Source organism: Streptomyces sp. NPDC048191 (assembly GCF_040652655.1).
In the GTDB taxonomy this organism is placed as follows: domain Bacteria; phylum Actinomycetota; class Actinomycetes; order Streptomycetales; family Streptomycetaceae; genus Streptomyces.
On record NZ_JBEZMO010000017.1, the window covers coordinates 116,566 to 140,731 of the forward strand.

Annotated in this window: 22 protein-coding genes and 4 pseudogenes; 17 read left to right on the top strand and 9 right to left on the bottom strand. The window is 70.3% G+C overall.

The window, feature by feature from the left end:
* Positions 1-53 precede the first annotated feature (53 nt).
* Positions 54-713 (bottom strand): histidine phosphatase family protein, encoded by a 660-nt coding sequence (locus AB0D93_RS26225; RefSeq protein WP_362123923.1) that lies wholly within the window; start codon positions 711-713, stop codon positions 54-56.
* Positions 714-772: 59 nt separating this feature from the next.
* Complete coding sequence (gene hemL, locus AB0D93_RS26230) at positions 773-2,089, bottom strand: glutamate-1-semialdehyde 2,1-aminomutase (RefSeq protein WP_362123926.1); 1,317 nt, start codon at positions 2,087-2,089, stop codon at positions 773-775.
* Positions 2,090-2,679: 590 nt separating this feature from the next.
* On the opposite strand from hemL, the gene AB0D93_RS26235 reads away from it, so the two are divergent.
* On the top strand, positions 2,680-3,117 hold the full coding sequence (locus AB0D93_RS26235) for a hypothetical protein (protein ID WP_003974483.1): 438 nt from the start codon (positions 2,680-2,682) through the stop codon (positions 3,115-3,117).
* 292 nt (positions 3,118-3,409) lie between these two features.
* Here AB0D93_RS26235 and AB0D93_RS26240 read toward each other — a convergent pair whose 3' ends face one another.
* The 5 genes and pseudogenes from AB0D93_RS26240 to AB0D93_RS26260 all read right to left on the bottom strand — a co-directional run bounded on the left by AB0D93_RS26240 (position 3,410) and on the right by AB0D93_RS26260 (position 7,735).
* Positions 3,410-3,964 (bottom strand): flavoprotein, encoded by a 555-nt coding sequence (locus tag AB0D93_RS26240; protein ID WP_362123711.1) that lies wholly within the window; start codon positions 3,962-3,964, stop codon positions 3,410-3,412.
* 33 nt (positions 3,965-3,997) lie between these two features.
* Positions 3,998-4,246: pseudogene (locus AB0D93_RS26245) on the bottom strand (YdcF family protein); the annotation flags it as partial.
* 111 nt (positions 4,247-4,357) lie between these two features.
* A complete protein-coding gene (locus tag AB0D93_RS26250; RefSeq protein WP_362123714.1) occupies positions 4,358-5,107 on the bottom strand; it encodes a class I SAM-dependent methyltransferase in 750 nt (249 codons plus the stop codon).
* Positions 5,108-5,642: 535 nt separating this feature from the next.
* Positions 5,643-6,224: pseudogene (locus AB0D93_RS26255) on the bottom strand (asparagine synthase); the annotation flags it as partial.
* A 1,139-nt stretch (positions 6,225-7,363) separates the two neighbouring features.
* On the bottom strand, positions 7,364-7,735 hold the full coding sequence (locus AB0D93_RS26260) for a hypothetical protein (RefSeq protein ID WP_362123717.1): 372 nt from the start codon (positions 7,733-7,735) through the stop codon (positions 7,364-7,366).
* Between the two features lie 167 nt (positions 7,736-7,902).
* Between AB0D93_RS26260 and AB0D93_RS26265 the strand changes: the two genes are divergently transcribed.
* The 11 genes and pseudogenes from AB0D93_RS26265 to AB0D93_RS26315 all read left to right on the top strand — a co-directional run bounded on the left by AB0D93_RS26265 (position 7,903) and on the right by AB0D93_RS26315 (position 17,682).
* Positions 7,903-9,159 (top strand): helix-turn-helix domain-containing protein, encoded by a 1,257-nt coding sequence (locus AB0D93_RS26265; protein WP_362123720.1) that lies wholly within the window; start codon positions 7,903-7,905, stop codon positions 9,157-9,159.
* A 14-nt stretch (positions 9,160-9,173) separates the two neighbouring features.
* On the top strand, positions 9,174-9,539 hold the full coding sequence (locus AB0D93_RS26270; protein WP_362123722.1) for a hypothetical protein: 366 nt from the start codon (positions 9,174-9,176) through the stop codon (positions 9,537-9,539).
* Between the two features lie 37 nt (positions 9,540-9,576).
* Positions 9,577-9,804, top strand: a pseudogene (locus AB0D93_RS26275) (phosphotyrosine protein phosphatase); the annotation flags it as partial.
* Positions 9,805-10,482: 678 nt separating this feature from the next.
* A complete protein-coding gene (locus tag AB0D93_RS26280) occupies positions 10,483-11,016 on the top strand; it encodes a hypothetical protein (protein WP_362123725.1) in 534 nt (177 codons plus the stop codon).
* Positions 11,017-11,027: 11 nt separating this feature from the next.
* Positions 11,028-12,041: a hypothetical protein gene (locus AB0D93_RS26285; protein ID WP_362123728.1), complete on the top strand. Its 1,014-nt coding sequence runs from the start codon at positions 11,028-11,030 to the stop codon at positions 12,039-12,041.
* Positions 12,042-12,060: 19 nt separating this feature from the next.
* Positions 12,061-13,395: a Dyp-type peroxidase gene (locus tag AB0D93_RS26290; protein WP_362123731.1), complete on the top strand. Its 1,335-nt coding sequence runs from the start codon at positions 12,061-12,063 to the stop codon at positions 13,393-13,395.
* A gap of 13 nt (positions 13,396-13,408) precedes the next feature.
* Positions 13,409-14,311: a hypothetical protein gene (locus tag AB0D93_RS26295; protein ID WP_362123733.1), complete on the top strand. Its 903-nt coding sequence runs from the start codon at positions 13,409-13,411 to the stop codon at positions 14,309-14,311.
* 295 nt (positions 14,312-14,606) lie between these two features.
* Positions 14,607-15,406 (top strand): annotated as a pseudogene (locus AB0D93_RS26300) (phosphotransferase).
* A gap of 83 nt (positions 15,407-15,489) precedes the next feature.
* Positions 15,490-15,975: a MarR family transcriptional regulator gene (locus AB0D93_RS26305; RefSeq protein ID WP_362123736.1), complete on the top strand. Its 486-nt coding sequence runs from the start codon at positions 15,490-15,492 to the stop codon at positions 15,973-15,975.
* Positions 15,976-16,188: 213 nt separating this feature from the next.
* The gene (locus AB0D93_RS26310) at positions 16,189-16,857 is read left to right on the top strand and encodes a nitroreductase (protein WP_362123739.1); all 669 of its coding nucleotides are present in this window, start codon (positions 16,189-16,191) and stop codon (positions 16,855-16,857) included.
* Positions 16,858-16,956: 99 nt separating this feature from the next.
* Complete coding sequence (locus AB0D93_RS26315) at positions 16,957-17,682, top strand: NAD(P)H-binding protein (RefSeq protein WP_362123742.1); 726 nt, start codon at positions 16,957-16,959, stop codon at positions 17,680-17,682.
* Positions 17,683-17,727: 45 nt separating this feature from the next.
* Here AB0D93_RS26315 and AB0D93_RS26320 read toward each other — a convergent pair whose 3' ends face one another.
* Positions 17,728-18,384 carry a response regulator transcription factor gene (locus AB0D93_RS26320; RefSeq protein WP_362123745.1) on the bottom strand — a complete coding sequence of 219 codons (657 nt, stop codon included), beginning with the start codon at positions 18,382-18,384 and terminating at the stop codon, positions 17,728-17,730.
* Between the two features lie 2 nt (positions 18,385-18,386).
* Entirely contained in the window at positions 18,387-19,601 is a 1,215-nt protein-coding gene (locus tag AB0D93_RS26325; RefSeq protein ID WP_362123748.1) for a histidine kinase, read from the bottom strand.
* A gap of 178 nt (positions 19,602-19,779) precedes the next feature.
* On the opposite strand from AB0D93_RS26325, the gene AB0D93_RS26330 reads away from it, so the two are divergent.
* The 5 genes from AB0D93_RS26330 to AB0D93_RS26350 all read left to right on the top strand — a co-directional run bounded on the left by AB0D93_RS26330 (position 19,780) and on the right by AB0D93_RS26350 (position 23,752).
* Complete coding sequence (locus AB0D93_RS26330; RefSeq protein WP_362123750.1) at positions 19,780-20,277, top strand: YceI family protein; 498 nt, start codon at positions 19,780-19,782, stop codon at positions 20,275-20,277.
* Entirely contained in the window at positions 20,262-21,221 is a 960-nt protein-coding gene (locus AB0D93_RS26335) for an ABC transporter ATP-binding protein (RefSeq protein ID WP_362123753.1), read from the top strand. The genes AB0D93_RS26330 and AB0D93_RS26335 overlap by 16 nt, the downstream gene beginning before the upstream one ends.
* Positions 21,218-22,024, top strand: a complete 807-nt coding sequence (locus tag AB0D93_RS26340; RefSeq protein WP_362123756.1) for an ABC transporter permease — start codon at positions 21,218-21,220, stop codon at positions 22,022-22,024. Before AB0D93_RS26335 ends, AB0D93_RS26340 begins: the two co-directional genes overlap by 4 nt.
* A gap of 275 nt (positions 22,025-22,299) precedes the next feature.
* Positions 22,300-22,551 carry a hypothetical protein gene (locus AB0D93_RS26345; RefSeq protein ID WP_362123759.1) on the top strand — a complete coding sequence of 84 codons (252 nt, stop codon included), beginning with the start codon at positions 22,300-22,302 and terminating at the stop codon, positions 22,549-22,551.
* Positions 22,552-22,561: 10 nt separating this feature from the next.
* On the top strand, positions 22,562-23,752 hold the full coding sequence (locus AB0D93_RS26350) for an SPFH domain-containing protein (protein WP_362123761.1): 1,191 nt from the start codon (positions 22,562-22,564) through the stop codon (positions 23,750-23,752).
* Positions 23,753-24,166 lie beyond the last annotated feature (414 nt).

Genomic DNA, 24,166 nt, shown 5'->3' on the forward strand with positions numbered 1-24,166 from the left:
AGTGCGCTAAATACTTCAAACGGACCGTCAGGAAAGCGCATTCCAGGGGTGGTTCAGGCCCCGAAGGCCTTCCCCTGGGCGGTGCCCTGGCCCTTCTGCGGCTTGGCACCGGCCCGCAGGTGGGCCGGGACCAGATCGATGGCGGGTTCGCTGTAACCGACCGACACGATCCTGTCGCCCAGATATGTGAAAGTCGTCAGGGAGGCGAGCGTGCACTGCCGCTTGCGCGGATCGTGCCACAGCCGCCGCCGCTCCACGTACGACCGCACGATCCAGATCGGCAGCTGATGGCTGACCAGCACCGCCTCGTGCCCGCGCGCCTGGTCCTTGGCCGCGTTCAGCGCGCCCATCATCCGCACGACCTGGTCGACGTACGGCTCACCCCAGGACGGCCGGAACGGGTTGACCAGGTGCTTCCAGTTCCCGGGCCGCTGCAGCGCGCCGTCGCCCACACCGAAGGTCTTGCCCTGGAAGACGTTGTCGGCCTCGATGAGCCGCTCGTCGGTGTCCAGGTCGAGACCCTGCGCCTTGGCGATCGGGGTGGCCGTCTCCTGCGCCCGCTCCAGCGGCGAGGCGCAGACGTACGTCACGTCCCGCGGGGCGAGGTGCTCGGCGACCCGGTCGGCCATCCGCCGCCCCAGCTCGGACAGGTGGTAGCCGGGCAGCCGCCCGTACAGGATCCCGGTCGGGTTCTCCACCTCACCGTGCCGCATGAGGTGGACGACGGTGACGTCCTTGTCCCTGTTGCCGGCGCTGCTGCTGTCGCTGATGCTCACGCGGTGGCCTCCGCAGCCGCCCGGGCCGCCGCCGGAAGGGCGTCGGCGATCTTCTGGATGGCCCGCTCGTCGTGGGCCGTGGACACGAACCAGGACTCGAAGGACGACGGCGGCAGGTAGACGCCGTTCGACAGCAGCGAGTGGAAGAACGCGGTGAAGCGGTACGACTCCTGCCGCTTGGCGTCCTCGTAGGTGCGCACCTGACGGTCGGTGAAGAACACCGAGAACATGTTGGAGGCGGTCTGCAGCCGGTGCGCCACGCCCTCCTTGCTCAGCGCCTCGGTGACGAGGGCCTGGATCTGCGCGGACACGGCGTTCACCGTCTCGTACGCGGCGTCGTCGAGCAGCCGCAGCTGGGCGAGCCCGGCGGCGGTGGCGACGGGGTTCCCGGAGAGGGTGCCGGCCTGGTAGACGGGCCCCGCGGGCGCGAGGTACGCCATCACATCGGCGCGCCCGCCGAAGGCGGCGGCCGGGAACCCGCCACCCATGACCTTGCCGAAGGTCATGAGGTCCGGCTTCACCCCGTCCACGCCGTACCACCCGGCGCGGCTGGTGCGGAACCCGGTCATGACCTCGTCGGAGATGTAGAGGGCGCCGTTCTTCCGGCAGGCGTCCTTCAGCCCCTGGTTGAAGCCGGGGTCCGGGGGCACGACGCCCATGTTGCCGGGCGAGGCCTCCGTGATCACGCACGCGATCTCGCCCGGGTGCCGGTGGAAGGCCTCCTGCACCGACTCCAGGTCGTTGTACGGCAGCACGATCGTGTCGCCGGCCTGGGCGCCGGTGACACCCGGCGTGTCGGGCAGCGCGAACGTGGCGACGCCGCTGCCGGCCGCGGCGAGCAGGGCGTCGACGTGCCCGTGGTAGCACCCGGCGAACTTGATCACCTTGGACCGCCCGGTGAACCCGCGGGCGAGCCGGATGGCGGACATGGTCGCCTCGGTGCCGCTGCTGACGAGCCGTACCTGCTCCACGGGCTCGACCCGGGCGACGATCTCCTCGGCGAGCGCGACCTCGCCCTCACCGGGCGTGCCGAAGGACGTACCGCGGGCGACGGCATCCTGGACGGCGGCGAGGACCTCGGGGTGCGCGTGCCCGAGGATCATGGGACCCCAGGAGCAGACGAGGTCGACGTACTCCCGCCCGTCCGCGTCCGTCAGGTAGGGGCCGCTGCCGGACACCATGAAGCGGGGCGTGCCGCCGACGGCGCGGAAGGCACGCACCGGCGAGTTCACCCCGCCGGGCGTGACGGCGGAGGCGCGGTCGAAGAGCGCCTGGGAGGCGGGCGCATCGTAGGGATAGGGCGTTTCGCTCAGGGCACTCATGGTGTGCGACTTCTCCGGCTTCTCGGACTCCGGTGCTTGGGTGACCTCCTCAGGGTAGGCCGCGGACCGGCGGTAGCGTGGCCCGCCTCAAGATCGGCACCGCCGCCCGCCGTCGCCGTCCCACGTCCGTATCCGCCATCTGCGAGACTGACACCTGATACACACAGCTCGTACGCACGTAATGATCAGGGGCCGGAAAATAACCCGTGGCCTGTTGTCCGCACGTTTCGGCGGGCGGCCGTGGGGGAGGTCACTGACACGATGATCGGGTTGCGCGGCGGGGGCCACGCGTCCTAGAAAAGCAGTCGGGTGGAGATATGCATCGCGGTGGCGGACTGGGCGAGGGGACTGATGACCTGGGTCCTCGACGTGCCCGGCGGGGAAGGCACCGGCGCGACGCGGAGGAAGCGACTGAGACACGGCAGAGCGACGCACGACAGACACAGGGTGTACCGGGTGAGCCCGAGCGGTACGACCGGCGGACCGACCGGCAGCTGGAGAGCCAGCTCGACCGGCCGACCGACCACCGGCCGGGCCACCGGGCCGACCGCCTGAGGGCGGGGAGCAGGAATGGTGGTCGAGTGGGGGTGACGTACAAATACTTCGGCGCGCCGGACGGCGCGACCGCGGCCCGCGTTCCCATCTCGATGCGCCCCGAGGAACTCGGCGGCGACGAGCTGGGCATGAACGGCATGTTCACCAAGATCAAGCCGGAGACGATGGCCGCGATGGTGCTGACCGGCATCGAGGGCGTCCCCCTGCACAAGGTCCCGCCCCTGGAACTCGTCGTCCTGCACCCCGACTACGCGGTCGTCAAGCTCCCCATGACCGTCGTCGACCCCCTGCGCGGCATCGGCGAGGAGGCGGTCGGCGCGGCAGCCTTCATCTGGTCGACGGTCCCCGATCGGGGCGGGCCGCGGGACGCGTTCAACGTGTACCAGTTGCTGCACGAGTGGCAGGACTTCAGCCACCGGCTGCATGAGGCGGGGCATCAGCCGTATTGCCTTGTGTGGCCGTGACCTGGGGTTTCGCTGGTTTCGGGCGGGGTCTTCGGGCCTCGCCCTTTTTGGCACCCGGAAGGGCTCTTGGGCGGCCAGGGCGCTTTGAGGGCACATGAGTCGTGATCAGGCCACTGGCGTGCGCCGCGCCCTTCCCCGTAGCTCGTGCTCTGCCCGTCCCGGTACTGCGCATCGGTCGATCGGCCAGCGCCACGCACCCGGCCCACAGGCACAGGCAGCCAACGCCCGCCACACCGCGCAGCGCCCGACCACGCCCCCGCTCTCTCCGGAGGCCAAGGGACGACAGCGCTGATCACGTCGCCACGGACACCACAGGGCCGAGGAGTTCCAATGCCTCCTCCCACCGGTATCGGTCGGCTCCGCCGGCGGCCTTGGGCCGGTGGGGCTCGTACGAGCCGATCAGTACGTCCATCTCGCGCAACTGGTCCAGACTCCGACGGTAGGCAGGGTGGGCGGCCTGGGCCGAGTTCAGGTACGGCAGGACAGCGGTCGGGATGCCCATGCCGTACGCCTCGCACAGGATGCCCAGGGCGAGCGTGTCGGAGATGCCGGCAGCCCACTTGTTGACCGTGTTGAACGTGGCCGGCGCGATGGCGATCGCGTCTGCGGGCGGCAGCGGACGTGCCTCACCGGGCGTGCGCCAGGCCGAACGGATCGGATAGCCGGTCTGGGCCTCGATCGCGTCGGCGTCGAGGAAGCCCAGCCCCTGTGGGGTGGCGACGACGCCTACGTCCCATTGCTGTTCCTGTGCGGCGGTGATCAGCGTGCCGACGTCGCCAGCAACTCCGGCCGCGCAGACGACGACGTAGAGGAAGGGCTTCTTGCCCGAAGGAATCTGCTCGATCACGCGTTAACTCCAAGGCGGTGGGCTTCCGTTGGGTGGGAAACGGGCACGGGTGGTAGGGCTGTTTCCGCCGCTGAAGACCACGACCGGAAAGAAGCCGGCGCGGTAGAGGGCGACGGCAGTGATGGCCACGCCCAGGTCGTGGCTGCCCAGGCCGATCGCCGCGGAGCAGGGCCGCCGCTCATGGCCCATCCGGTGGTAGTCCCAGATCAGCGTCGCGTCGTGAAATTGCTCGTCGGTGATCTGGCGCTGTTCGTTGTGCGGCACCGGCACTCCCTGGCTCATACCTGCTGGTCCTTTCGGATGCCCTCGATGCTGTGCGGTTGGGGGTTCAGCACGTGCTGGAGGGCGACCCCGTTTCCTTCCCACCATGCCGCGGCGGCATTGGCCGGAGCCTCACCCCTGGTAGCGAGCCACCGTGTAGGCGCCTGGACCCAGGACAGGCAGTGCGCCAGCTTCGTTGACGATCTCAAGGACCTCGAATCCGGCGAGGAGCGCGTGCAGTTCCAGTTCGCGAGGGCCGAGAACACGCCGCCGGATGGCATCGTGGCACGCCTCGCCCGAGTCGAACGCCCAATGCCGGCGCATGGTGTTGATCTGTGTTCGCAGATCCCACTGATAGCTGATGGTCACCGTGGCGGCCCCGAGGCGGGTGTCGACGCGGGCCTGTTGAGAGCTCGGGGACTCGATCGGGGCTACTGGGGAGCAGAGGACGAGCAGGGTGCCCGGGTGCGCGTGCGCGGCGAAGGTCCGGAATGCTGCCCGAACGTCCGCGTTGTCGTGCACGTAGGCGAGCGAGTTGCCCAGGCACACCAGGACGTCGGCGGTGTGGCCGAGTCGAACGGTCCGCATGTCCCCAACCCGGAAGTCGAGTTCGGGGCGCGTGCGGCGCGCGTAGGCGACCAGGCCGGGCTGGAGATCGACGCCGATGCAGTCGAAGCGCTGGGCCAGCAGCTCCAGGTCCCTGCCGGTGCCGCAGCCGAAGTCCAGCAGCGTGCGGGCTTGTGGGCAGTGCCGGTCGACGAGTTCCCGGCACATGCTCGCGCTGTCGCTGTCGGCCTGCACATCGTCGTACAGAGCGGGGTCCCGATAGAAGAGGTTCGACGCTTCGAGGCGTCTCGGGTCCACGATGTCCAGGCTGTTCATGCAAGGCTCCGGAGTCCGACTTCCAGGGCGAGTGTGTCGCACAGCAGGTCAGGCACCACGGGGCTCGCTCGGCGTGCTCCCGGGCTCGGGCCAGGGCGACGGGATCAACGTAGCCGAGGTCGACCAGCAGCGACTCGCGGAGCATGTCGTCCAGGAGCGGAAGGCCGTAGCTGCGCAGGCCGGACTCCATGACCGCGAGGAAGTTCTCCGGTTCGGTCGGAGCCGCGACGGACTCGGGCAGTCCCGCCCGCCGCAATCGGTCGCGGAACACCGCCTTGCCCCGCTTGTGCTCCTGCGGCAGCTGCTCCATGAAGCGGACGACGCGGGGGTGGACAAGCGGGGCGACGGGCCAGATTCCGAGTCTCAGGTAGGCAGGGTTGTGCAGGCCGAACGCCATGAGCGTGGGTACCGGGAGCACGGGGATAGGGGCGAGGTCCTCGTCCACCTGGGCCAGGGCTTCGGTTGCCGTATGCCCGAGCCACGGGACCGGCTCTGCCGCGGGGAGTTCGACGCCCGTACGGGAGTGACAGGCATTGACTTCGTCCCCACCACCGCCCGTGAAGATCACCTCGCAGCCGTGGGCGGCCACGTGCCCGCGCAAGACGTCGAACGCCTCCTGATAGAAGGCTCCCGCCGGGTCGTGCGGCGCTCCGCGCTCCCGTACTCCACCGGGCACGAACGGCGGGTACTGCATGGCCGGGACGGCGGTGTCCCGCAGCCCCAAGTGATCCACGAACCTGCGGCGTCGGTCTCGCTGGAGCCGACCGATCCTTCCGCCCATGAGCAGCCCGAACGTGTGGACGGAGCCGAAGCCGACCGCAGCGGTTGAGAGAGCCACGTTGCCCGAGTCGGCCCCGCCGGACACCTCCACGCCGACGCAGCTCACCGTAGAACGCCACCCGGCCACGGCCTCGGCCAGCAGCGCATCGAACGCGTCCACCGGGTCAACACCCGCGCGCAGCCTTCGGGGCTCCAGCACATGCTGGGCGGGCTCGGGGTAGAGGATCGTGAGTCCCGCGGTCGTGAAGAGGGCCGTGGCGCGTTCCGTGAGCCGGTACACGCCGTCAAAGAGGGTGTCGGCACTGTAGCGGTGCCGGCGAGTCAAGGTGCGCGCCATGGCCCGGAGATTGAGTCGGTCGGGTCGCAGGTGGGGCCGTAGATCAGCTAAGTCCCAGGAGCCGTACAGGTCTTCTCCGACCGCGACGAGATACAGCGGCGCAGTGCCGAACACCCCCGCTGAAACCTGAACCTCGTCCGGGCGTAGGAACAGGGACGTGAAGTCCACCTCCCCGCCCTTGTCCTCCCTCACCAGCGCGTGGACGCCGGATCCATCGGCCGGCCCAAGTGCGGCTTCCAGGGCGGCTACGTGAGCGGGTCTGATCCAGCTCTGCCCATTGACCCACCGGTCTGTGTCCCAGCGCCAGGCTGTGCTTCGGGTGTCGGCCAGCCGCACACGAAACGAGAGCACCTGCTTCCCCCTCGGTCATGGGCGGTGGAGCAGGGTGCTCAACCCTGCTCCACCGCGTTCATGGGCTGATCAGCTGCAGTGGTCGCCGTTGTTGTCGCCACCGCCGGGCATCTTGTCGAGCAGCGCCGCGTCCATGCTGGGGACGCCGGTGATCAGGTCGCCGGTGAACAGGTCGTCGATGTTCATGGTTGTTCCTCTCTGCGGAGTGAGCGGATGAGCACCGCGAGCTGCGGAGCCCTGGGCCCGTCCCGGCCGCGGGCTGACCCGGCGGCCGGGGCGGGAGTTCATCGGGGGCGCTGCTGCCACGGCGGCAGGGCGCCGATTGTCCGTGGTGGGATCCCGCTCTGGCCGTTGGGGAGTTGTCGAGCCCGCCCCGGTGGGGAACCGGGTCTTCCTGAGGGCTCGCGCAGCCAGAGCGGGAGTCAGTGAGTGCCCGTCGAGGGGCTAGGAGCGGTCGAAGTACCAGAAGGCCCAGGCGACCGGTGAGGTGGAGGCGACGATCAGGGCTGACAAAAGCCACTGCCGCCAGCCGTAAGGACCACGGCGCCTGTTGGTTCCCGTCTCACCATCCTCGCGACACCGCCAGCGTGATCGAGCCGCCGAGGGCAAGGACCGAGACGACGTACATGACCTGGGCCGTGATGTGTTTCTTCACTGTTCGCCCTGGCTCTTCTCGGGTTGCCGGACGAAGGGCGGGAGGCCGGGTGGACTGATGAAGAGGCGTCGTGCCGGCTCCTGCTCGCGCAGTGTCGCTCCGCGTGAGCGCATGGGCAGATCGGGGGGCTTCGTCAGGCATCGGCTTCGTCCCGTTCCTGCGTCTCGCGGTAGACGTCGGCGAAGCGCCCGGTCAGCAGGCCGACTTCACGCATGTACTGGTAGGCGCCGAAGTGGGTGGACTCCGCGGTGGGTCGGCGCGTCAGGTCGAGGACCCGGTAGCCCTCCCGGAACAGCGCCTGCACGGCTGGGTCCTCGTCGAAGCCGAGGTCCTCGGCCATCAGCGCTCTGAGGTGGCCGACCAGGTCTCGGGTCGTCGCGTCGATCACCGAGCGATCGGGCATCGCCAGTCCGACGGCGAGCGCCGTGGCCACGCTCTCGTCGACCGCCTCCAGGACGATCGGGAGCTGCACCGCCTCGGACGACATGACGCTCTGTGTTCCCATGCCCGCACCCCTTCTCCGGTGTCCACCGTTGTCGTTGGCTGACAACATCCAGAAAACCGGAGCGGGTTGGCGCGGACCACGGCATCCATGAGGCAGTCCTGGGACACTCATGGGACAGATCAGCGCCGCCAGGGTAGACACGGACGGGAACGTGGAAAGGGGGCGGCATGGGGCTTGCGGAGCGGCGCAGAGCGCTGGGCTACAGTCAGGAAGAACTCGCGCACGCCCTCGGCGTCGACCGGCGCACGATCGGGCGCTGGGAGACTCGGACCACCACACCCCAGCCGCCCTTACGGCCACGGCTGGCCGAGCTGCTGCACCTCGACCTTGACGAACTCGACACCCTGGTGGGACAGCCACAAGCAGCCCGCCCGGAGTCGGCAGGGTCGCCGCCTCGCGACCACCACGGCTCAGGGGACCTCGACGACATGATCCGACGCCAGTTCCTGCGCGCCATAGCCGTCACCAGCGCCCTCGTGGCCCTGCCCGCCGACGACAGCGCCGCCCTCACCGACGGAGCCCACCGTGGGATGTCCGAGGACTTCCTACGCATGAACGGCCACCTGTGGCACGTGTACCAACTCGCCCGTGCCAAAGGCTCCGTGTACCCGATCGTCCGCGACCAGCTCACCACGCTCAACGACACCCTCGACGGCCAGCCGGCAGCTGAATCCCAGGCTCTGTGCGGGGCGGCCGGCGACCTCTTCCAGCTCGCCGGTGAACTGGCCTTCGACGGCAACCGCTACACCGACGCAGCCGCGTCCTACACACTCGCCGCCTCCGCCAGCAAGGAAGCCAAGTCCTACGACCTCTGGGCTTGCGCCCTGGTCCGGCACGCCTACGTCGACCTCTACGACCGGCGTTACACCGAGGCCGCCACCGCACTCTCGGCTGCCGAGAGGGTGGCGCGGCGCGGGGACAGCTCCCTTTCCACCCGCCACTGGGTCCCCTCCGTCCAGGCTGAGGCGTATGCCGGACTCGGGAACCTGTCCGCCTGCGAGCGCGCCTTGGACGAGGCAGAGAAGGTGACGGGCCTGAGCGGCCCGTTCCACAACGGCGGCTGGCTGCGCTTCGACGGCTCCCGCCTCGCCGAGGAACGCGGCGCCCGCTACCTCCAACTCGGCCGCCTCGACCTCGCCGAGAAGGCCCTCTCTACTGCTTTGAGCCAGGACGTGCTCGCCTCCGGGCAGTCCTTCCGGCGCCGCGGCGCCGTCCTGACCGACCTCGCGTCCATCGGCGCCAAGCGTCACGACCCGGACCAGGTCCTCGCCTATGGCCGCGAGGCCCTGCAGCTCGCCCGAGCGACGTCCTCCGGATACGTCGCCCGTAAACTCCAGGGACTACGAACCGACCTCGGCCCCCTCGCCCGCGACGCCCGCGTGGTCGAACTGGGCACCGAGATCGACGCACTGTGCACGACGTGACGAGAGGGGAAGGCATGTCGCAGATCGAGGGCGCACGCGTGTTCCGTGAGGCTTGGATCACCGGTGTTCGAAAGCACTTCCCCGGCGAACCCAAACCCGGCTACATCACCCCCTGGCAAGAGACCCCCGAGTGGGAGCACCAGGCCGCCGGGGCCGTGTACGACCAGGTGCGACAGTTCCTTGACCTCAGCGACCGTCACGCCTCCCGGCTCACCCGCGAGCAGAAGAGCCGCTTCGTCGCCACCTGCTGGACCGCTCAGATGTACAAGCACTTCGACAACCCCAAACCCGGATACGTCGCCGACTGGCCCGACCTGCCCGACTGGCAGAAGGAGACCGACGCCGACATCTTCGAGGCCATCGAGGACGCCTCGAAGTAGCCGCGCACCTGCTGGGAGGGAACCCAGCCCCGCCGCCGAGGTGGGCATCGACATCTCCGCCGAGGTCCCGCAGATCCTCACTGTGGACGCGGTCAAGGAGTCCGACGTCTGCATCACCATGAGCTGCGGCGACACCTGCCCCGCCTTCCCCGGCAAGCGGTACCTCGAGTGGACCCTCGCCGACCCCGCCGGCCAAAGCGTCGAGGACGTCCGCCTCATCGGGGGCGAGATCGAGCGTCGCGTCCGCGGGCTCCTCGACGAACTCGACAGCTTCTCGATGCTGGCCCGGTACCAGCCCCGGAAGTGGTCCGAGGCCCTGGACGTCGACAAGTCCAAAAGCGCAGCCGCCCTTGAGTACGCCATGGACATCGCCCTCGAAGTCGTCCCTCACCTCGTTCTCGAGGGGCTGGATCAGGAGCCGTTGTTGCTCGCGAAGCCGATGGCGTTCTGAAGCCGCCCGGGCACATCCAGGGCACATGAGCCCGGGAAACGGCGTTGACCCTTGAGAACTACCGAGAGGAGTTTTCCCAGGTCAACGCACATTTCCCGGCGAAACCCCAGGTCAGCCCCCTCCCACCCCCACTCGCTGCACGAGTGGCAGGACTTCAGCCACCGGCTGCATGAGGCGGGGCATCAGCCGTATTGCCTTGTGTGGCCGTGAGCTGGGGTTTCATTCGTTTCGGGCGGGGTCTTCGGGCCTCGCCCTTTTTGGTGCCGGAGGGGGTACTGCCCGTATCGAGGGCGTGCGGGGCACGGACGTAGGCCCGTCGCGATCCGAAGCATTGATCAGCCGTCTCTGCCGGTGGTCCGCACCGCGCAAGCCGCCCGGCTTCAGTGGCCGGCGGCGGACGCGTCGGTCCCCCTCCCCGCTCAGCGGGCGCGCCGAGCCGTCCGGTGCCACGCTGGATGCGGATTCCGACGTGTGGGATGCGGAGGAGCGGACATGGAGATCAAGCCGCAGGCGGTCGTCATCCCCAAGGAGACCGACCATCTGGAACAAGGGAAATACGGCCCCGTCTTCCCGAGGACTCCGGCCTGCTACGGATTCACCATCATCGCGAACGTCAAACCGGGCAGGGCCGACGCGATACGGGAGCACGGCCACACCCTGGCCAAGGCGCTGGAGCAGGATCCGTACCTCCTGGCGCCGTTGAAGCTGCACTACCTGCGCTGGGTTCTCTTCGACAACGACACCCGCTTCATGTACCAGGGGATCTTCGACACCGACTTCGACAAGTACACCGAGGACGCCGTCGCACTGTTCAGCAGATCGGGCGTGAGCACCACCTTCGAGAACCTCGAAGGGTTTCCCGAGGACTGGCGCACCAACCCCGAGGCGTTCGTACGTTTCGTACGGGAACACCACTGTCCGAGCTTCATCGAGTACGGGGAGTATCCGTATGTGACGGCGGACGAGATCAAGAAGGCTCTGCGGGTCAAGAGCGCCTTCTCGGAGATGCTCGACCAGATGCAGTGAGGCTGAGCGAAATGAGCGAGGTCAAAACCGCGCGCACGTACAACCAGCGGCACATCCCGCGCAAGTACACCCCTGGCGGGCGGCGGGTGAGCGTCTACGTCTCCTGGAGCTATCCGGCCGAGGCCGGCCGCAACGCGGCCGAGCTGGACAACCGCTTCTCCACGATGACCGAGGTCAGGCGGGTGGCCTGGCCCGCGTACGAGGAGCCGAAGTGGTCGGATCCGTATCGGTTCCAGCAGGGCGTCGCCGGTTCACTGGAGCTGTTCTTCTGGGCCTGGGTGCCGTTCCAGGACTTCGTCGAGGAGGTCACGAGGCATCCCGTCCCGGTGTATCAGCGCATCGACCAGGCCGGTTTCTTCACACCGCTCGACGAGCGGGTGCTCGACGACACCGACGTGTTGTTCGTGTTCGGGCTGGACCACGCGGTCACCGAGCAGGACGCCCAGCCCGGCGAGATCGAGGCACTGCGTGCGTTCCTCGGCCGGGAGGACGCCTGCCTCGTCCTGGGCCCGCACCACGATGTCGGCGCCTCGGACGACCTGAAGGTCCGGGAGATGGAGTACCGCCACCACGGCGATCCCCTGGTGCCCCGGCAGCAGCGGTTCGCCACCTACGTCAGGGACTTGATGAAGGGCCTCGGGGTGCCGGTCATGAACCGGTACGGGTTGCGTCCGGCGACGCGCGAGGGCAACCAGATCGCCCCGCTGTCGACGGTCCGGGACCTGGATCCGAAGGGCTGGCTGGAGGGGGTGACGAACTTCAACTTCCACATGCACCTGCCCCACTACGACGTGACCACCGACGACCCGGACGCCATCCGGGTGCTGGCCCGGCAGCCGATCGACACCTCCAGGCCGCATCCGTTCACCGAGGCCGGCAACACCGAGTTCAACATGTTCCTGTGGATGCCTCCCGGCGGTGACCGCGCGGGCGACCTGCTGCTGGCGGACTCGACGATCTTCAGTTCCCTGTTCGGCGGGGACGACAGCCTGCGGAACTTCTGGCGCAACCTCGTCTCCGCGTAAGGCCGACGGGAGGTCAACGGTGAGCGTGCACACGGACGTCTCGTTGGAACTCGACGACATCCAGCGTGGGGTTCTCAACCCCCGGCCGACGCCTTACGCGGCGACCTACCTCGTCTTCCGCATCGACGACCAGCGTGATGGGCGGGAGCTGATGCGGCGCGCGAGTACGGCGGTGACCTCCGCCGCGGACTCGGTCAGTCCACTCGGAGAGACGTGGGTGAGTGTGGCCGTCACCTGCGGCGGCCTGGAGGTACTGGGCGTACCGCGCGCCTCGCTGGACACGTTCGCCTGGGAGTTCCGGCAGGGGATGGCGGCCCGCGCCACAGCGCTGGGCGATGTGGGCGACAGCGGCCCCGAGCGCTGGGAAGCGCCGCTGGGCAGCCCGGACGTCCATGTGGTGATCACAGCGGTCGCGCCCGACCCGGCGCAGTTGGAAGCGGCGGTCGACCGGGCCCGCCCCGCCTACGAGCGGCTCTCCGGCGTGACGGCGATATGGCGGCAGGACTGCTACGCGCTGCCCACCGAGACCGAGCACTTCGGCTATCGCGACGGGGTCAGCCACCCGGCCGTCGAAGGCAGCGGCATACCGGGATCCAATCAGCTGGAAGTTCCCCTGAAGGCCGGCGAGTTCGTCCTGGGCTACCCGGACGAACTCGGCGGTATCCAGACCCCACAGCCGACCGTGCTGGGACGCAACGGCAGCTACGCGGTCTTCCGCAAGCTCCACCAGAACGTCGCCGAGTTCCGCCGCTGTCTGAAGGACAACTCCACCGGCCCCCAGGACGAAGAACTGATCGCCGCGAAGATCATGGGACGCTGGCGCAGCGGCGCGCCCCTGGCGCTGGCTCCACAAGCCGACGACCCCGCCCTCGGCGCCGACCCGCACCGCCGTAACACCTTCCTGTACGACAGCGACGACCCGGCGGGACTCAAAACGCCCGGAGGCTGCCACATCCGCCGGGCCAACCCCCGTGACGCCGCGGTGGCGGGAGAGGTGCGACTGCACCGCATGATCCGCCGCGGCGCCGTCTACGGTCCGCCGCTGCCCGAGGGCGTGCTGGACGACGACGGAGCCGACCGTGGCCTCATGTTCGCGTTCATCGGAGCGCACCTGGGGCGGCAGTTCGAGTTCGTCCAGACGCAGTGGATGAACGACGGCGTCTTCTTCGGGGCGAACAACGCCCAGGACCCCGTCACCGGCACCCGCGACGGCTCCGCCGACTTCACCATCCCCCGGCGTCCGCTGCGTCGGCGCCTCGCCTCACTGCCGCAGTTCGTCGTCACCCGGGGCGGCGAGTACTGCTTCCTGCCGAGCCTGACCGCCCTGCGCCGGCTCGGCGACCTTGACGACTGAGCGTGGGGGACCGATGGAGACCCTGCACCTGGTACTCAACGCAGTCACCGTCATCTTCATCGCGGCCACCATGTTCGCCGCCGGCCTGGGCGCCACGGTCCCGGCACTGCGCGGCGTCTTCACCGACGTCCCGCTCCTGCTGCTGGCGCTGGCCGCCAACATGGTGGCCATCCCGCTGCTCGGCTGGGGCATCGGCGCGCTGTTCAGCCTCCCCTCCGCCTCCTTCATCGCGCTCATCCTGGTCGCCTCCTCCCCCGGCGGTCCCTTCGGGGCGAAACTCGCCATGGTGCAGGACGGTGACGTCGTCGGCGGCGCGGCGATGCAGGTGCTGCTCGCCTCCATCGGCAGCATCACCTTCGCCCCCACCGCCAACGGCCTCCTCACCGCCGCCGACGTAGGCACCAACGTCTCCCTCGACGTGGGAACACTGGTGCGGACCGTGGCCCTGCTGCAACTCGTACCGTTCGCCATCGGCCTGCTCATACGCCGCTACGCCGAACCCACCGCACGGTCCTGGCACCCCCCGGCGGCGGCCGTCTCCAACGTCACGTTCCTGATCGTGCTGGCGGGCATGCTGCTCGGCAACTGGCAGGACGTCGTCGCGCTCCTCGGCTCCCTCGCCCTCCTCGCCGGGTTCCTGCTCTCGGCCATCGCCTTCGCCGTGGGAACGCTGCTGGCCACGGGCCCGTCCATACGGCGCACCACCATGGGCGGCGTCGCCTCGGTACGCAACGCCGGTCCCGCACTGGCCGCGATCGGCATCGCCTTCAACGACCAGCCCGCCATCCTCGGCGCACTCGCCGCCATCCTGCTCAGCGGCCTGGCAGCAGCCCTGCCGATCGCCGCGTTCCTCAGCAGCCGGCGAAGGGCCCCTACGGCAGCGGAGACAGAGCTGCGGAGGAATGGCCGCCGATGACGCCCCGCTGAGCCGCCGGCCGCCTCTCGGGCGGATTTCTCGATTGCTCCGGGGCACACCCAGGGCACATGAGCCCGGGAAACGGCCCAATCGCTGCACGAGTGGCAGGACTTCAGTCATCGGCTGCATGAGGCGGGGCATCAGCCTTATCGTCTTGTTTGGCCCTGAGCCGGCGGGGACACCGTCGCAGGCTCGTGATCGGCAATGAGAATCGGCGGGTGAGCCATGCGCCCCTGTTCGCACCGAGTTCGCGGACCGGGCCGCACGGGGGCGGTCCGGCACCGGCGTGATCGTCATGACGGCTGAGGGCGAGGCGCTGGTCGGCGGGATGGTGAACGCGGGGGCGGTCTTCCGCCGGGGTGCGCTGGTTGAGCGCCCGGCACCGCGCAACGCGCGCGCCCTGCACGCCTATCTCCTCGCGCTGAAGGAGCACGGCTTCGACGCAGCGCCGGCCCCTGTCGGTCTCACCGCGGACGGCCGTGAGCAGCTGACCTTCATCCCGGGCGACGTGGCTCTGCCGCCCTTCCCGGACTGGGCCATGACGACGGCGGCCCTCGCATCGGTGGGGAGCCTGCTCCGGCGCCTGCACGAGACCAGCGCGGCCGTGGCGGTCGACACCCGTGCCGAGTGGCCCCGGGACCTGGCCGACCCGGAGGGGGGAACGATGCTGTGCCACAACGACGTGTGCCCGGAGAACGTCGTCTTCCGCGACGGCCGTGCCGCTGCCCTGATCGACTTCGACTTGGCGGCCCCCGGCCGTGCCCTCTGGGACATCGCCATGACCGCACGCTATTGGGTGCCCATGCTCGATCCCGGATCCGCAGCCGCCCTCCATCCCCCCGGACTGGACGCGCCCGCACGGCTGCGGGTCCTAGCCGACGGCTATGGTCTCCCGGCGGGGGACCGCGCTGCGTTGCCCGGCGTCATCGAGCAGGCCACGGAGGTTGCCGGGCTTTCGTCGCCCGCCGCGTGGCCGACGGTGACCCTGTCTACCTCCAGGCGCTGGCCGAGCGTGGTGGATGGGAACGCTGGGACCGCATGCAGACGTGGCTGGCGGACCACCGCAAGACGTTCACGGCCGCCCTGCTGAACTGACCGGACCGGACCGGACGTTCGGGGGCACGCCCTGAAGCCTTTAGTTTCAGGCGATACCGTATCGAGTGAAGTAGTCTGACCTCATGGCCGCCGACACCCCTCGCCGAACCGCCGCCTCGCATGCGACCGACCGCCCCGGGGACACGTCGCCTTTCGCTCTCGGCCTGTTGCTGCGCCGGGCGCACTGGCGCGCGGCCGCCGTGATGGGGGAGGCGCTCCGGCCGCTCGGGATCGAGTTGCGGCATTTCGCGGTGCTGATCGAACTGGTCAATCACGGGCCCACGGTGCAGCGGGACCTGGTGACGGCGACAGGGTCGGACAAGGCGGGGATCATGCGGGTCGTGGACGACCTGGAGCGCAAGGGTCTGGCCGTACGCAAGGCCGTTCCGGGCGACCGGCGGGTGCGGGCGGTGGAGATCACCCCCCAGGGGCTGGAGCTCTTCGACGCAGTCCATGTGGCGGCGGAGCCGCTGGCCGAGCGTCTGGTCGGCGGACTGGGACCCGGCGAGCCCGAGAAGCTGACGGCTCTGCTGACCCGGCTTGCCCATCCGGCAGACGGCGAGGCGTAAGCACACGGGCGCGCCGGCCGCCGGCCGCGACGGACCCAGCGGCCCGGGTCGACGGGCTCAAGAGGTTGTCATGTGCACGCCATCCAGGGGTGAGACCGCGACTGATCGCCGTGCCCCCGGGCTTCGCACGCAAAGATAGTTTCACTCGATACCGTATTGAGTGATATCGTCTTGAGCGTAACGACAACAGCCCCCGGAGGGAGGCAGGCGGTCATGGAGGTCCATGAGGCGGTCACGAGCCGACGGGCGGTGCGCGCGTTCACCGACCGGCCCGTCCCGCGGGAGACCCTGGAGCGGGTGCTGTCCGCCGCGGCCTGGGCGCCGTCCGGATCGAACATCCAGCCGTGGCACACCTACGTGGTGACCGGCGCGCCGCTGGCCGAACTCAAGAAGCGCGCCGGTGAGCGCCTGGCCGCGGGCGGCCCCTGGGACGAGCCGGAGTACGAGCAGTACCCGCCCGGCCTGAAGTCCCCGTACCGCGAGCGCCGATCCGCCTTCGGGGAGCAGCGCTACGGCGCGCTCGGCATTCCACGCGAGGACCTGGAGGCACGCCAGAGGGCCGCCGCCGCGAACTGGAACTGCTTCGGCGCGCCCGCCGCCCTGTTCTGCTACATCGACAAGGGCATGGGTCCGCCCCAATGGGCCGACGTCGGCATGTACCTGCAGACCGTCATGCTGCTGCTCCGCGCCGAAGGGCTGCACAGTTGCCCACAGATGGCGTGGGCGAAGTTCCACAGGACCGTCGCGGAGCTCCTGTCGCCCCCGGCCGAGCTCATCCTCTTCTGCGGCATGTCGATCGGGTTCGAGGACGTCACGGCACGTGAGCCCCGTATGGCCCGGGCGCCGCTCGACGAGACGGTCACGTTCGTCGGCGACATCTGACGCCGCCCGGACCCAGCGGATCAAGGTGCCGTTTCCTGCCGCGCCCACGCAGCAGTTCCTATGTCATATTGCGGCACAAACCAGAACGAAAGGTGTGTCATGAAGATCGCAGTCATCGGTGGTACCGGGCTGATCGGGTCGCAGGTCGTCAGGGACCTGAGCGCCGCCGGGCACGAGGCGGTACCGCACTCGAAGTCCACCGGAGTCGACATCATCAGCGGTCAGGGGCTGGACGAGGCGGTGGCGGGAGCCGACGTCGTCGTCAACCTGACGAACTCCCCGACCTTCGACGACGCCTCGCCGGCGTTCTTCCGGACGTCGATGGACAACCTTCTGGCCGCGGCCCGGAAGGGCGGCGTCGGCCACTTCGTCATCCTCTCGATCGTCGGCGCGGACCAGGTGCCGGAGCTGGACTACTACCAGGCCAAGGTGCTCCAGGAGAAGCTCCTCGCCGCCGGGCCGATCCCCTACTCGATCGTCCGGGCCACGCAGTTCATGGAGTTCATGGACGCCGTCATGTCCTGGACCGCCGACGGCGACACCGTCCGGCTGCCCGCCACGCCGATCCAGCCGATCGCCTCCAGGGACGTGGCCGCCGCGGTGGCGGAGGTCGCCGTGGGCGCCCCGCTGAACGGCATCCGCAACATCGCCGGCCCCGAGATCTTCACCCTGGACGAGCTGGGCCGGATCACCCTGTCCCACAAGGGCGACAACCGCACCGTCGTCACCGACCCCACCGCCGGCATGTTCGGCGTCGTCAAGGGTGACGTCCTCACCGACAAGGACGCCCACCTCGCCTCCACCCGCTACACCGACTGGCTCTAGAACCCGGGACCACGGCCGTAGCCCGGCGCAGTCGCGAGCGCCGGGCTACGGCTGGGCGTCGACGATCCCCGCGTCGTGGGCGAGGAGGCCGGCCTGGGTGCGGTTGACGCAGTTCAGCTTGTCCAGCGTGCGGGAGACATAGCCCTTGACCGTGGCCTCGGAGAGGTACAGCCGGGCCGCGATCTGGGCGTTCGACAGGCCCTCGCCGAGGCCGGCCAGCACCTGGGTCTCCCGCTCGGTCAGTGCGGCGACCAGGTCGCGGGCGCGGTCGCGGGCCGAGAGGCTGTCCGTCGAGGCGGCGATGAGGCGGCGGGCGGCCGAGGGGGACAACACGGTGTGCCCCTGCGCGGCGGTCCGCACGAGACCGATCAGCTCCTCCGGCGGGGTGGACTTCACCAGGAAACCGGTCGCCCCGGCCCGCAGCGCCCGCAGCACGTACTGGTCGGCGTCGAAGGTCGTGAGCACGACGATGTTCGGCGGGTCGGCGAGTTCGTTGATGCGTTCGATCGCGGTCAGTCCGTCCATGCCCGGCATGCGCAGGTCCATCAGGACGACGTCGGGGCGGCAGCGCCGGACCGCCTCGACGCCGGCCGCGCCGTCGTGCGCCTCGTCGACGACCTCGACGTCCGGGGCCGAGCCGAGGATGGTACGCAGGAACACGCACACCATGGGCTCGTCGTCCACCACCACTACCCGGGTCACGCTCACACCTCCGCTTCGGTGGTCGGGACGAATGCGGGCAGGGTCGCCTCGACGCTGAACCCGCCGTCGGAACAGGGTTCGGCACGCAGCGTGCCGTGCACGAGCTCGATGCGCCGCCGCAGATGCGCGATCCCCAGACCGGAGCCGGTACCGGCCAGCGCACTGCGCGCTCCGCCGGCCGGTGGTGTGTTGCGGACCGTCAGCCGCACCTGTGCGCTGCCGTACTCCACGCGCACCCGCACGCGGGCGCCGGGAGCGTGCTTGCGTACGTTGGTCAGCGCCTCGCGCAGCACGCGGTAGGCGGTGCGCCCGACCACCGGTGAGGCCAGCGCCGGGTCGCCCTCCTCGATCAGCTCGGTCGGTATGCCCACCGCCACGGACTCGGCGACCAGATCGGCGAAGCCCGTCACCGAGGGTGTGCGGTCGCCCTCCGGCGCGGTGCGCAGAATGCCGACCAGATCCCGCAGTTCCTCCAGTGCCTGGCAGCCCGCGGCACGCAGTTCCTCCGCGGCCTGCCGGGTCGGCTCGTCCGGGGCCGTCACCTTCAGGGCACCGGCCTGCAGCACCATCAGGCTCACCCGGTGGGTGACCACGTCGTGCATCTCACCGGCGAGCCGGGCGCGTTCCTCGGCGCGCGCCCGTTCGGCCAGCAGATGACGCTCCCGTTCGGCGCGCTCGGCACGCTCGACCAGGGCCTGCACCAGCCTGCGCCGGGTGTCGAAGTACAGCGCCAGCAGCGGCCCGACCGCGGTACGCAGCAGCCCGATCGTCATGTTCGAGACGGACGGCTCCCAGGGCCGCATCACGACGAGGGTGAAGGCGGCGAGCGCGAAGTACGCCTTGCGACGGTCGCGTTGGTAGAAGAGCGGGCCGTATGCGGCCGGCAGGGTGGCGAGCGGGGCCCACACACCGCCCCGGTGGGCCGGCGTCAGCACACCCACCGGTGAGACGAGCAGGGTCACCGCGAGCGTGAACGCGCCGAGCACGGCGACGACGGTCAGCGGGGCGGTGCGGCGGACGGCGAGCGAGGCACAGGCGAGCACCTGCACGCCCAGCACGGCCCAGGCGAGGCCGCCCGGGTGGGCGGGCCACCAGGTGCCGCCGGCCAGGGTCGTACCCGTGTCGAGCAGCACGAAGGCGACCGCGACGGCCACGTCCACGGCGAGCCGGTGCCGGCGGTGCCACCGCCCGTCGCACGCCCCCCGGTCGTCCGTCATGACGCTCACCGTAGGGCATCCGCCGCGCGGACCGGCCCGGGCCGACGGCACTCGGCACCTCCGGCTCCGGCGGACCCTACGAAAGTCGTACGCCGGACGTCGCGGGGCTCCCTTCGTCGGGTGCGTGACCGACCGACCGCTCTGCCGCGCGGCGCGCCCGCCGCCGTGCAATGAGGGCATGGATACGACAACGCCCCGGCTCGGCCGCTACACGATCGACCCCGACGGTTCCTCCGTCACCTTCACCGGCAGGCACCTCTTCGGCCTGCTGCCGGTGCGCGGCACCTTCGCGGTGCGCGGCGGCACCGTCGAGGTGGCCGAGCCGCTCTCCGGGTCGCGGGTCCGCGCGGAGATCGACGCGGCGAGTTTCCGCACCGGGAACGACCGGCGGGACACCGCCGTACGGTCGGCGAGGTTCCTGGACGCCGGCCGGCATCCGCTGATCACGTTCGCCTCCGACCGGGTGGACGCCACCGCGGTCTCCGGCACGCTGACCGTGTGCGGACGCTCCCGGCCGGCCGTCCTCTCGATCGCGCACCGCGAGGTGTTCGCGGACGCCTTCACCGTCCGCGTGACCGCACAGGTCGACCGCACCGATTTCGGGGTGACGGCGGCCCGTGGCATGGCCGGGCGCCGGCTCGGCCTGACCTTGGAGATCCGGTGCCTCCGCGCCTGACACCGGGGGCCGCGGTCGTGGTGGAGGGCCTGCACAAGCGGTACGGCGCGGTGTGGGCGGTGCGCGGGGTCAGCTTCGCCGTCGAGCGCGGGGAGATCTTCGCGCTGCTCGGCCGCAACGGCGCCGGCAAGACCACCACCATGGAGATCCTGGAGGGGTTCCGGGGCCGCGATCTCGGACACGTCGACGTGCTCGGTCTGGACCCGGGTGAGAAGGCCACCGGGCGCGCCCTGCGCGAGCGGATCGGGCTGGTGCTGCAGGACATCGCGGTCGAGCCGTATCTCACCGTCCGCGAGACGATCGCCCGCGACGCCGGCTACTACCCCGCGCCCCGCGACACCGACGAGGTGATCGCTCTGGTCGGTCTCGCCGGGCTGGAGAAGAAGAAGGTCCGGGTACTCTCCGGCGGCCAGAAGCGCCGCCTGGATCTCGCCCTCGGCCTGGTCGGCGACCCCGCCGTGCTCTTCCTCGACGAGCCGACGACGGGGTTCGATCCGAACGCGCGCCGCGGGGCCTGGCGGTTGCTGCGGGACCTGCGCGACGCGGGGACCACCGTCGTGCTCACCACTCATTCCATGGAGGAGGCCCAGGAGCTGGCCGACCGGGTGGCGGTGATCGCCGACGGGCGGATCGTGGCCGAGGGCAGCCCCGCGACGCTGGGCGGACGCGACACCGCACGGGCCCGGATCCGCTTCCGGCTGCCGCCCGGAACCACCCTCGCCGATCTGCCGGTGTCCGCGACACCCGGCGCGGACGGCCTGGTCACCGTCGATTCCGCGGAGCCCACCCGGGCCCTGCACCGGCTCACCGACTGGGCGCTGCGTCGCGACACCGTGCTCCCCGGGCTGACCGTCGAGCGGCCGAGCCTGGAGGACGTCTACCTGCGCCTGACCGGCCACCACCAGGGCGCGCCGGAGCGCGTGCCGGAGAGGAGCACGCCATGAGCGTCGCCGCTCCCCGCCCCGCGGCCGGGCGGACACTCGGCCGCGGCCTGCGCCTCCTGCGGCACCAGATCCGCTACGAGCAGCTGTCGTTCTGGCGCAATCCGCAGAGCGCGTTCTTCACCTTCGTCTTCCCGGTCGTGGTCATGGCGGTCTTCGGCGGGCTGTTCGACGGCACCGGGAAGAACGAGTTCTACTACGGCCGCTCCGCGCTCCAGTACTACGTGTCCACGATCGCCGCGGTGTCCGTACTGGGCTCCTGCTACAGCCAGTTGGCGATCGTGCTCTCGGCACGGCGGCAGAACGGGACACTGAAGCGGGTCCGGGCCACTCCCCTGCCGGCGTCGGCGTACTTCGTGGGACTGCTCACGCACTGCGTCCTGGTGAGCGTCGTCGACGTCCTGCTCATCACGGCGGTCGGCAGGCTCTACGGCGTCCCACTGCCCGCCGCCTCGCAGTGGGCCGCGCTCGCGGTGTCCCTGGTGCTCGGCGCGGCCGCCTTCTGCGCGCTGGGAGTCGCGGTGGCCTCGCTGATCCGCAACGCGGAGGCGGCGCCGTCGGTCGTCCAACTCGTGCTGTTCCCGCTCGTGTTCGTCTCCGGCACCTACATGCCGGTCCACTCCGCCCTGCTGAACGGCCTCGCCGGGGCGCTGCCCGTGAAGCCGTTCAACGACGCCCTGCTGCGCGCCTTCACCACGCACCAGGCCGGACTCCCCTGGCGGGACCACGGCGTCCTGCTGCTGTGGGGGGCGGCCGGCGCGGCGGTGGCCGTCCGCCGGTTCCGCTGGGATCCGCGCGCGCAGTGAACGACGTCGCCGATTCGGAACCCGCGAGCGGCTGCGTCAAGGTGCTCAGCGCGGTGGACCATGGCACGGTGAAGTAACTGGCCACGGCGGCCGGCCCTGGGGTTGGCTTCATGCTCCTGCCACGCCTCGGGAGAGATCGGCACGGACACCTGCACGTGGGTGCAGGAACGCCTCGCCGCCCGTCGGCACGAGTCGCGACGACCGCGCCGTTGGGTCCCGGCGCCGCTGGGTCTATCGTCTGAACTCTGGGGTCAGGACGAGGAGGACGGCCGGTGATGCCGCAGGACGAGGCCGTGGTCGGCTGCACGGGCAAGGTGCTCATCGGGACGCGGGGATCCGCGGGCCCCGGTGAGGTCCTGGTACGGGTCCGAGGTGGCTCCGAGACGTTCCTGGCATGGTCCGAGGATCCCCTGCCCGCGGGCGCCACGGTCCTCGTGATCGAATCACGGGGATGCCGCGAGGTCGGCGTCATCGAGTGGGTGGATCCACTGGACGCGCTCGGCGGAGAGGCCGCCGGCGCAGGCTGAGGAGTTGAGCATGTTCGGATACCGCGTTCCCGCTCCCGACGAGGCGATGTTGATCTCGGGGGGCCGGCGGGGACTGGGGGGCGCGCCGTTCCGAGTGGTGACGGGCCACGGCAAGTTCGTGGTGCCGTTCTTCCGCAAGACCCGCTTCCTCTCGCTCGCGATGTGCGAGTCCGAGGTCACCGAGACCTGTGTGACCAAGCAGGGCATCGCCCTGCACGTCCGCGCCGTCATCGCCTTCAAGGTCGGCAACGACCACGAGAGCATCATCAACGCAGGTCAGCGGTTCCTCTCCGACCAGGATCAGATGTCGGTGCTGACCGGCCGGATCTTCGCCGGACACCTGCGGGCCATCATCGGCTCGATGACGGTCGAGGAGATCGTCACCGAACGGCAGAAGCTCGCCGCCGAGGTCCTGGACACCTCCAAGATGGAGATGGCGAAGATCGGCCTGATCGTGGACTCGCTGCAGATCCAGTCGATCGACGACGGCGACACCGGCTACATCGACGCGATGTCCGCCCCGCACAAGGCGGCGATCCAGCGGCAGGCGCAGATCGCCCAGGCGCAGGCCACCCAGGCCGCGGTCGAGGCGGAGCAGGAGGCGGCCCGCAAGCAGGCCGAGTACGCCCGGCAGACCGCCATCGTCAAGGCCGAGTACTCGGCCGAGGTGGACCGCGCGCAGGCACAGGCCGGGCAGGCCGGTCCGCTGGCACAGGCGCACGCCCAGCAGGAGGTGCTGGACGCGCAGACGGAACTCGCCCAGCGGCAGGCACAGTTGCGTCAGCAGCAGCTGGTGGCCGAGGTGGTCAAGCCCGCCGAGGCCGAGGCCGAGCGGGTCAGGATCCTCGCCGCCGCCGAGGCCCAGCGCATGAAGATCCAGGCCGAGGCCGCGGCCTCCTACGACCGGGTCGCGCTGGACCGGATGCTGATCGACCAGCTCCCGCAGATCGTGAAGGAGGCCGCGGGCGGCCTGGCCGGCGCCAACGTCAACGTCCTGAACGGCGCGGACGGCCTCGGCGAGATCGCCGCCGGCCTGGTGTCCCAGGGTCTGACGATCCTCGACTCGGTCCGGCAGAACCTGGGCGGCCAGGACAAGGACGGCCAGGGCAACCAGGGCAACAAGTCCGACGGCAGCGGCCTGCTCCAGCTGCGCTCGGGCCGTGACCAGAGGTCGGACGACGGTCCGGTGGACGTCGACTAGGCGCTCCGCGGGTTCGACCGGGACGGGCCGTCGTTCGTCCACCGCGCCGTCGTGGCCGGTCGCGCAGTTCCCCGCGCCCCCCGGCGGCGCTGGTGCGCGACCGTGAGGACGGTCCGGCCCGGGGCCGCTCCCACCCGTCCAGGACCACGACCGCCAGGACCTCGACGCGGGACGAGCCGCACGACCGGGACAGGCCGTCGTTCGTCCACCCCGCCGTCGTGGCCGGTCGCGCAGTTCCCCGCACCCCCGGCGGCGCTGGTGCGCAACCGTGAGGACGGTCCGGCCCTTCCCGCTCCCACCCGTCCAGGACCACGACCACCAGGACCTCGACGCGGGACGAGCCGCACGACCGGGACAGGCCGTCGTTCGTCCACCCCGCCGTCGTGGCCGGTCGCGCAGTTCCCCGCACCCCCG

Bases quoted from the DNA above. Each gene is read 5' to 3' on its own strand.
- AB0D93_RS26225 (WP_362123923.1), bottom strand. From the start codon at position 713: ATGCGGCACGGTGAGGTGGAGAACCCGACCGGGATCCTGTACGGGCGG.
- AB0D93_RS26250 (WP_362123714.1), bottom strand. From the start codon at position 5,107: ATGAACAGCCTGGACATCGTGGACCCGAGACGCCTCGAAGCGTCGAAC.
- AB0D93_RS26260 (WP_362123717.1), bottom strand. From the start codon at position 7,735: ATGGGAACACAGAGCGTCATGTCGTCCGAGGCGGTGCAGCTCCCGATC.
- AB0D93_RS26265 (WP_362123720.1), top strand. From the start codon at position 7,903: ATGGGGCTTGCGGAGCGGCGCAGAGCGCTGGGCTACAGTCAGGAAGAA.
- AB0D93_RS26270 (WP_362123722.1), top strand. From the start codon at position 9,174: ATGTCGCAGATCGAGGGCGCACGCGTGTTCCGTGAGGCTTGGATCACC.
- AB0D93_RS26280 (WP_362123725.1), top strand. From the start codon at position 10,483: ATGGAGATCAAGCCGCAGGCGGTCGTCATCCCCAAGGAGACCGACCAT.
- AB0D93_RS26285 (WP_362123728.1), top strand. From the start codon at position 11,028: ATGAGCGAGGTCAAAACCGCGCGCACGTACAACCAGCGGCACATCCCG.
- AB0D93_RS26295 (WP_362123733.1), top strand. From the start codon at position 13,409: ATGGAGACCCTGCACCTGGTACTCAACGCAGTCACCGTCATCTTCATC.
- AB0D93_RS26305 (WP_362123736.1), top strand. From the start codon at position 15,490: ATGGCCGCCGACACCCCTCGCCGAACCGCCGCCTCGCATGCGACCGAC.
- AB0D93_RS26310 (WP_362123739.1), top strand. From the start codon at position 16,189: ATGGAGGTCCATGAGGCGGTCACGAGCCGACGGGCGGTGCGCGCGTTC.
- AB0D93_RS26315 (WP_362123742.1), top strand. From the start codon at position 16,957: ATGAAGATCGCAGTCATCGGTGGTACCGGGCTGATCGGGTCGCAGGTC.
- AB0D93_RS26325 (WP_362123748.1), bottom strand. From the start codon at position 19,601: ATGACGGACGACCGGGGGGCGTGCGACGGGCGGTGGCACCGCCGGCAC.
- AB0D93_RS26330 (WP_362123750.1), top strand. From the start codon at position 19,780: ATGGATACGACAACGCCCCGGCTCGGCCGCTACACGATCGACCCCGAC.
- AB0D93_RS26340 (WP_362123756.1), top strand. From the start codon at position 21,218: ATGAGCGTCGCCGCTCCCCGCCCCGCGGCCGGGCGGACACTCGGCCGC.
- AB0D93_RS26345 (WP_362123759.1), top strand. From the start codon at position 22,300: ATGCCGCAGGACGAGGCCGTGGTCGGCTGCACGGGCAAGGTGCTCATC.
- AB0D93_RS26350 (WP_362123761.1), top strand. From the start codon at position 22,562: ATGTTCGGATACCGCGTTCCCGCTCCCGACGAGGCGATGTTGATCTCG.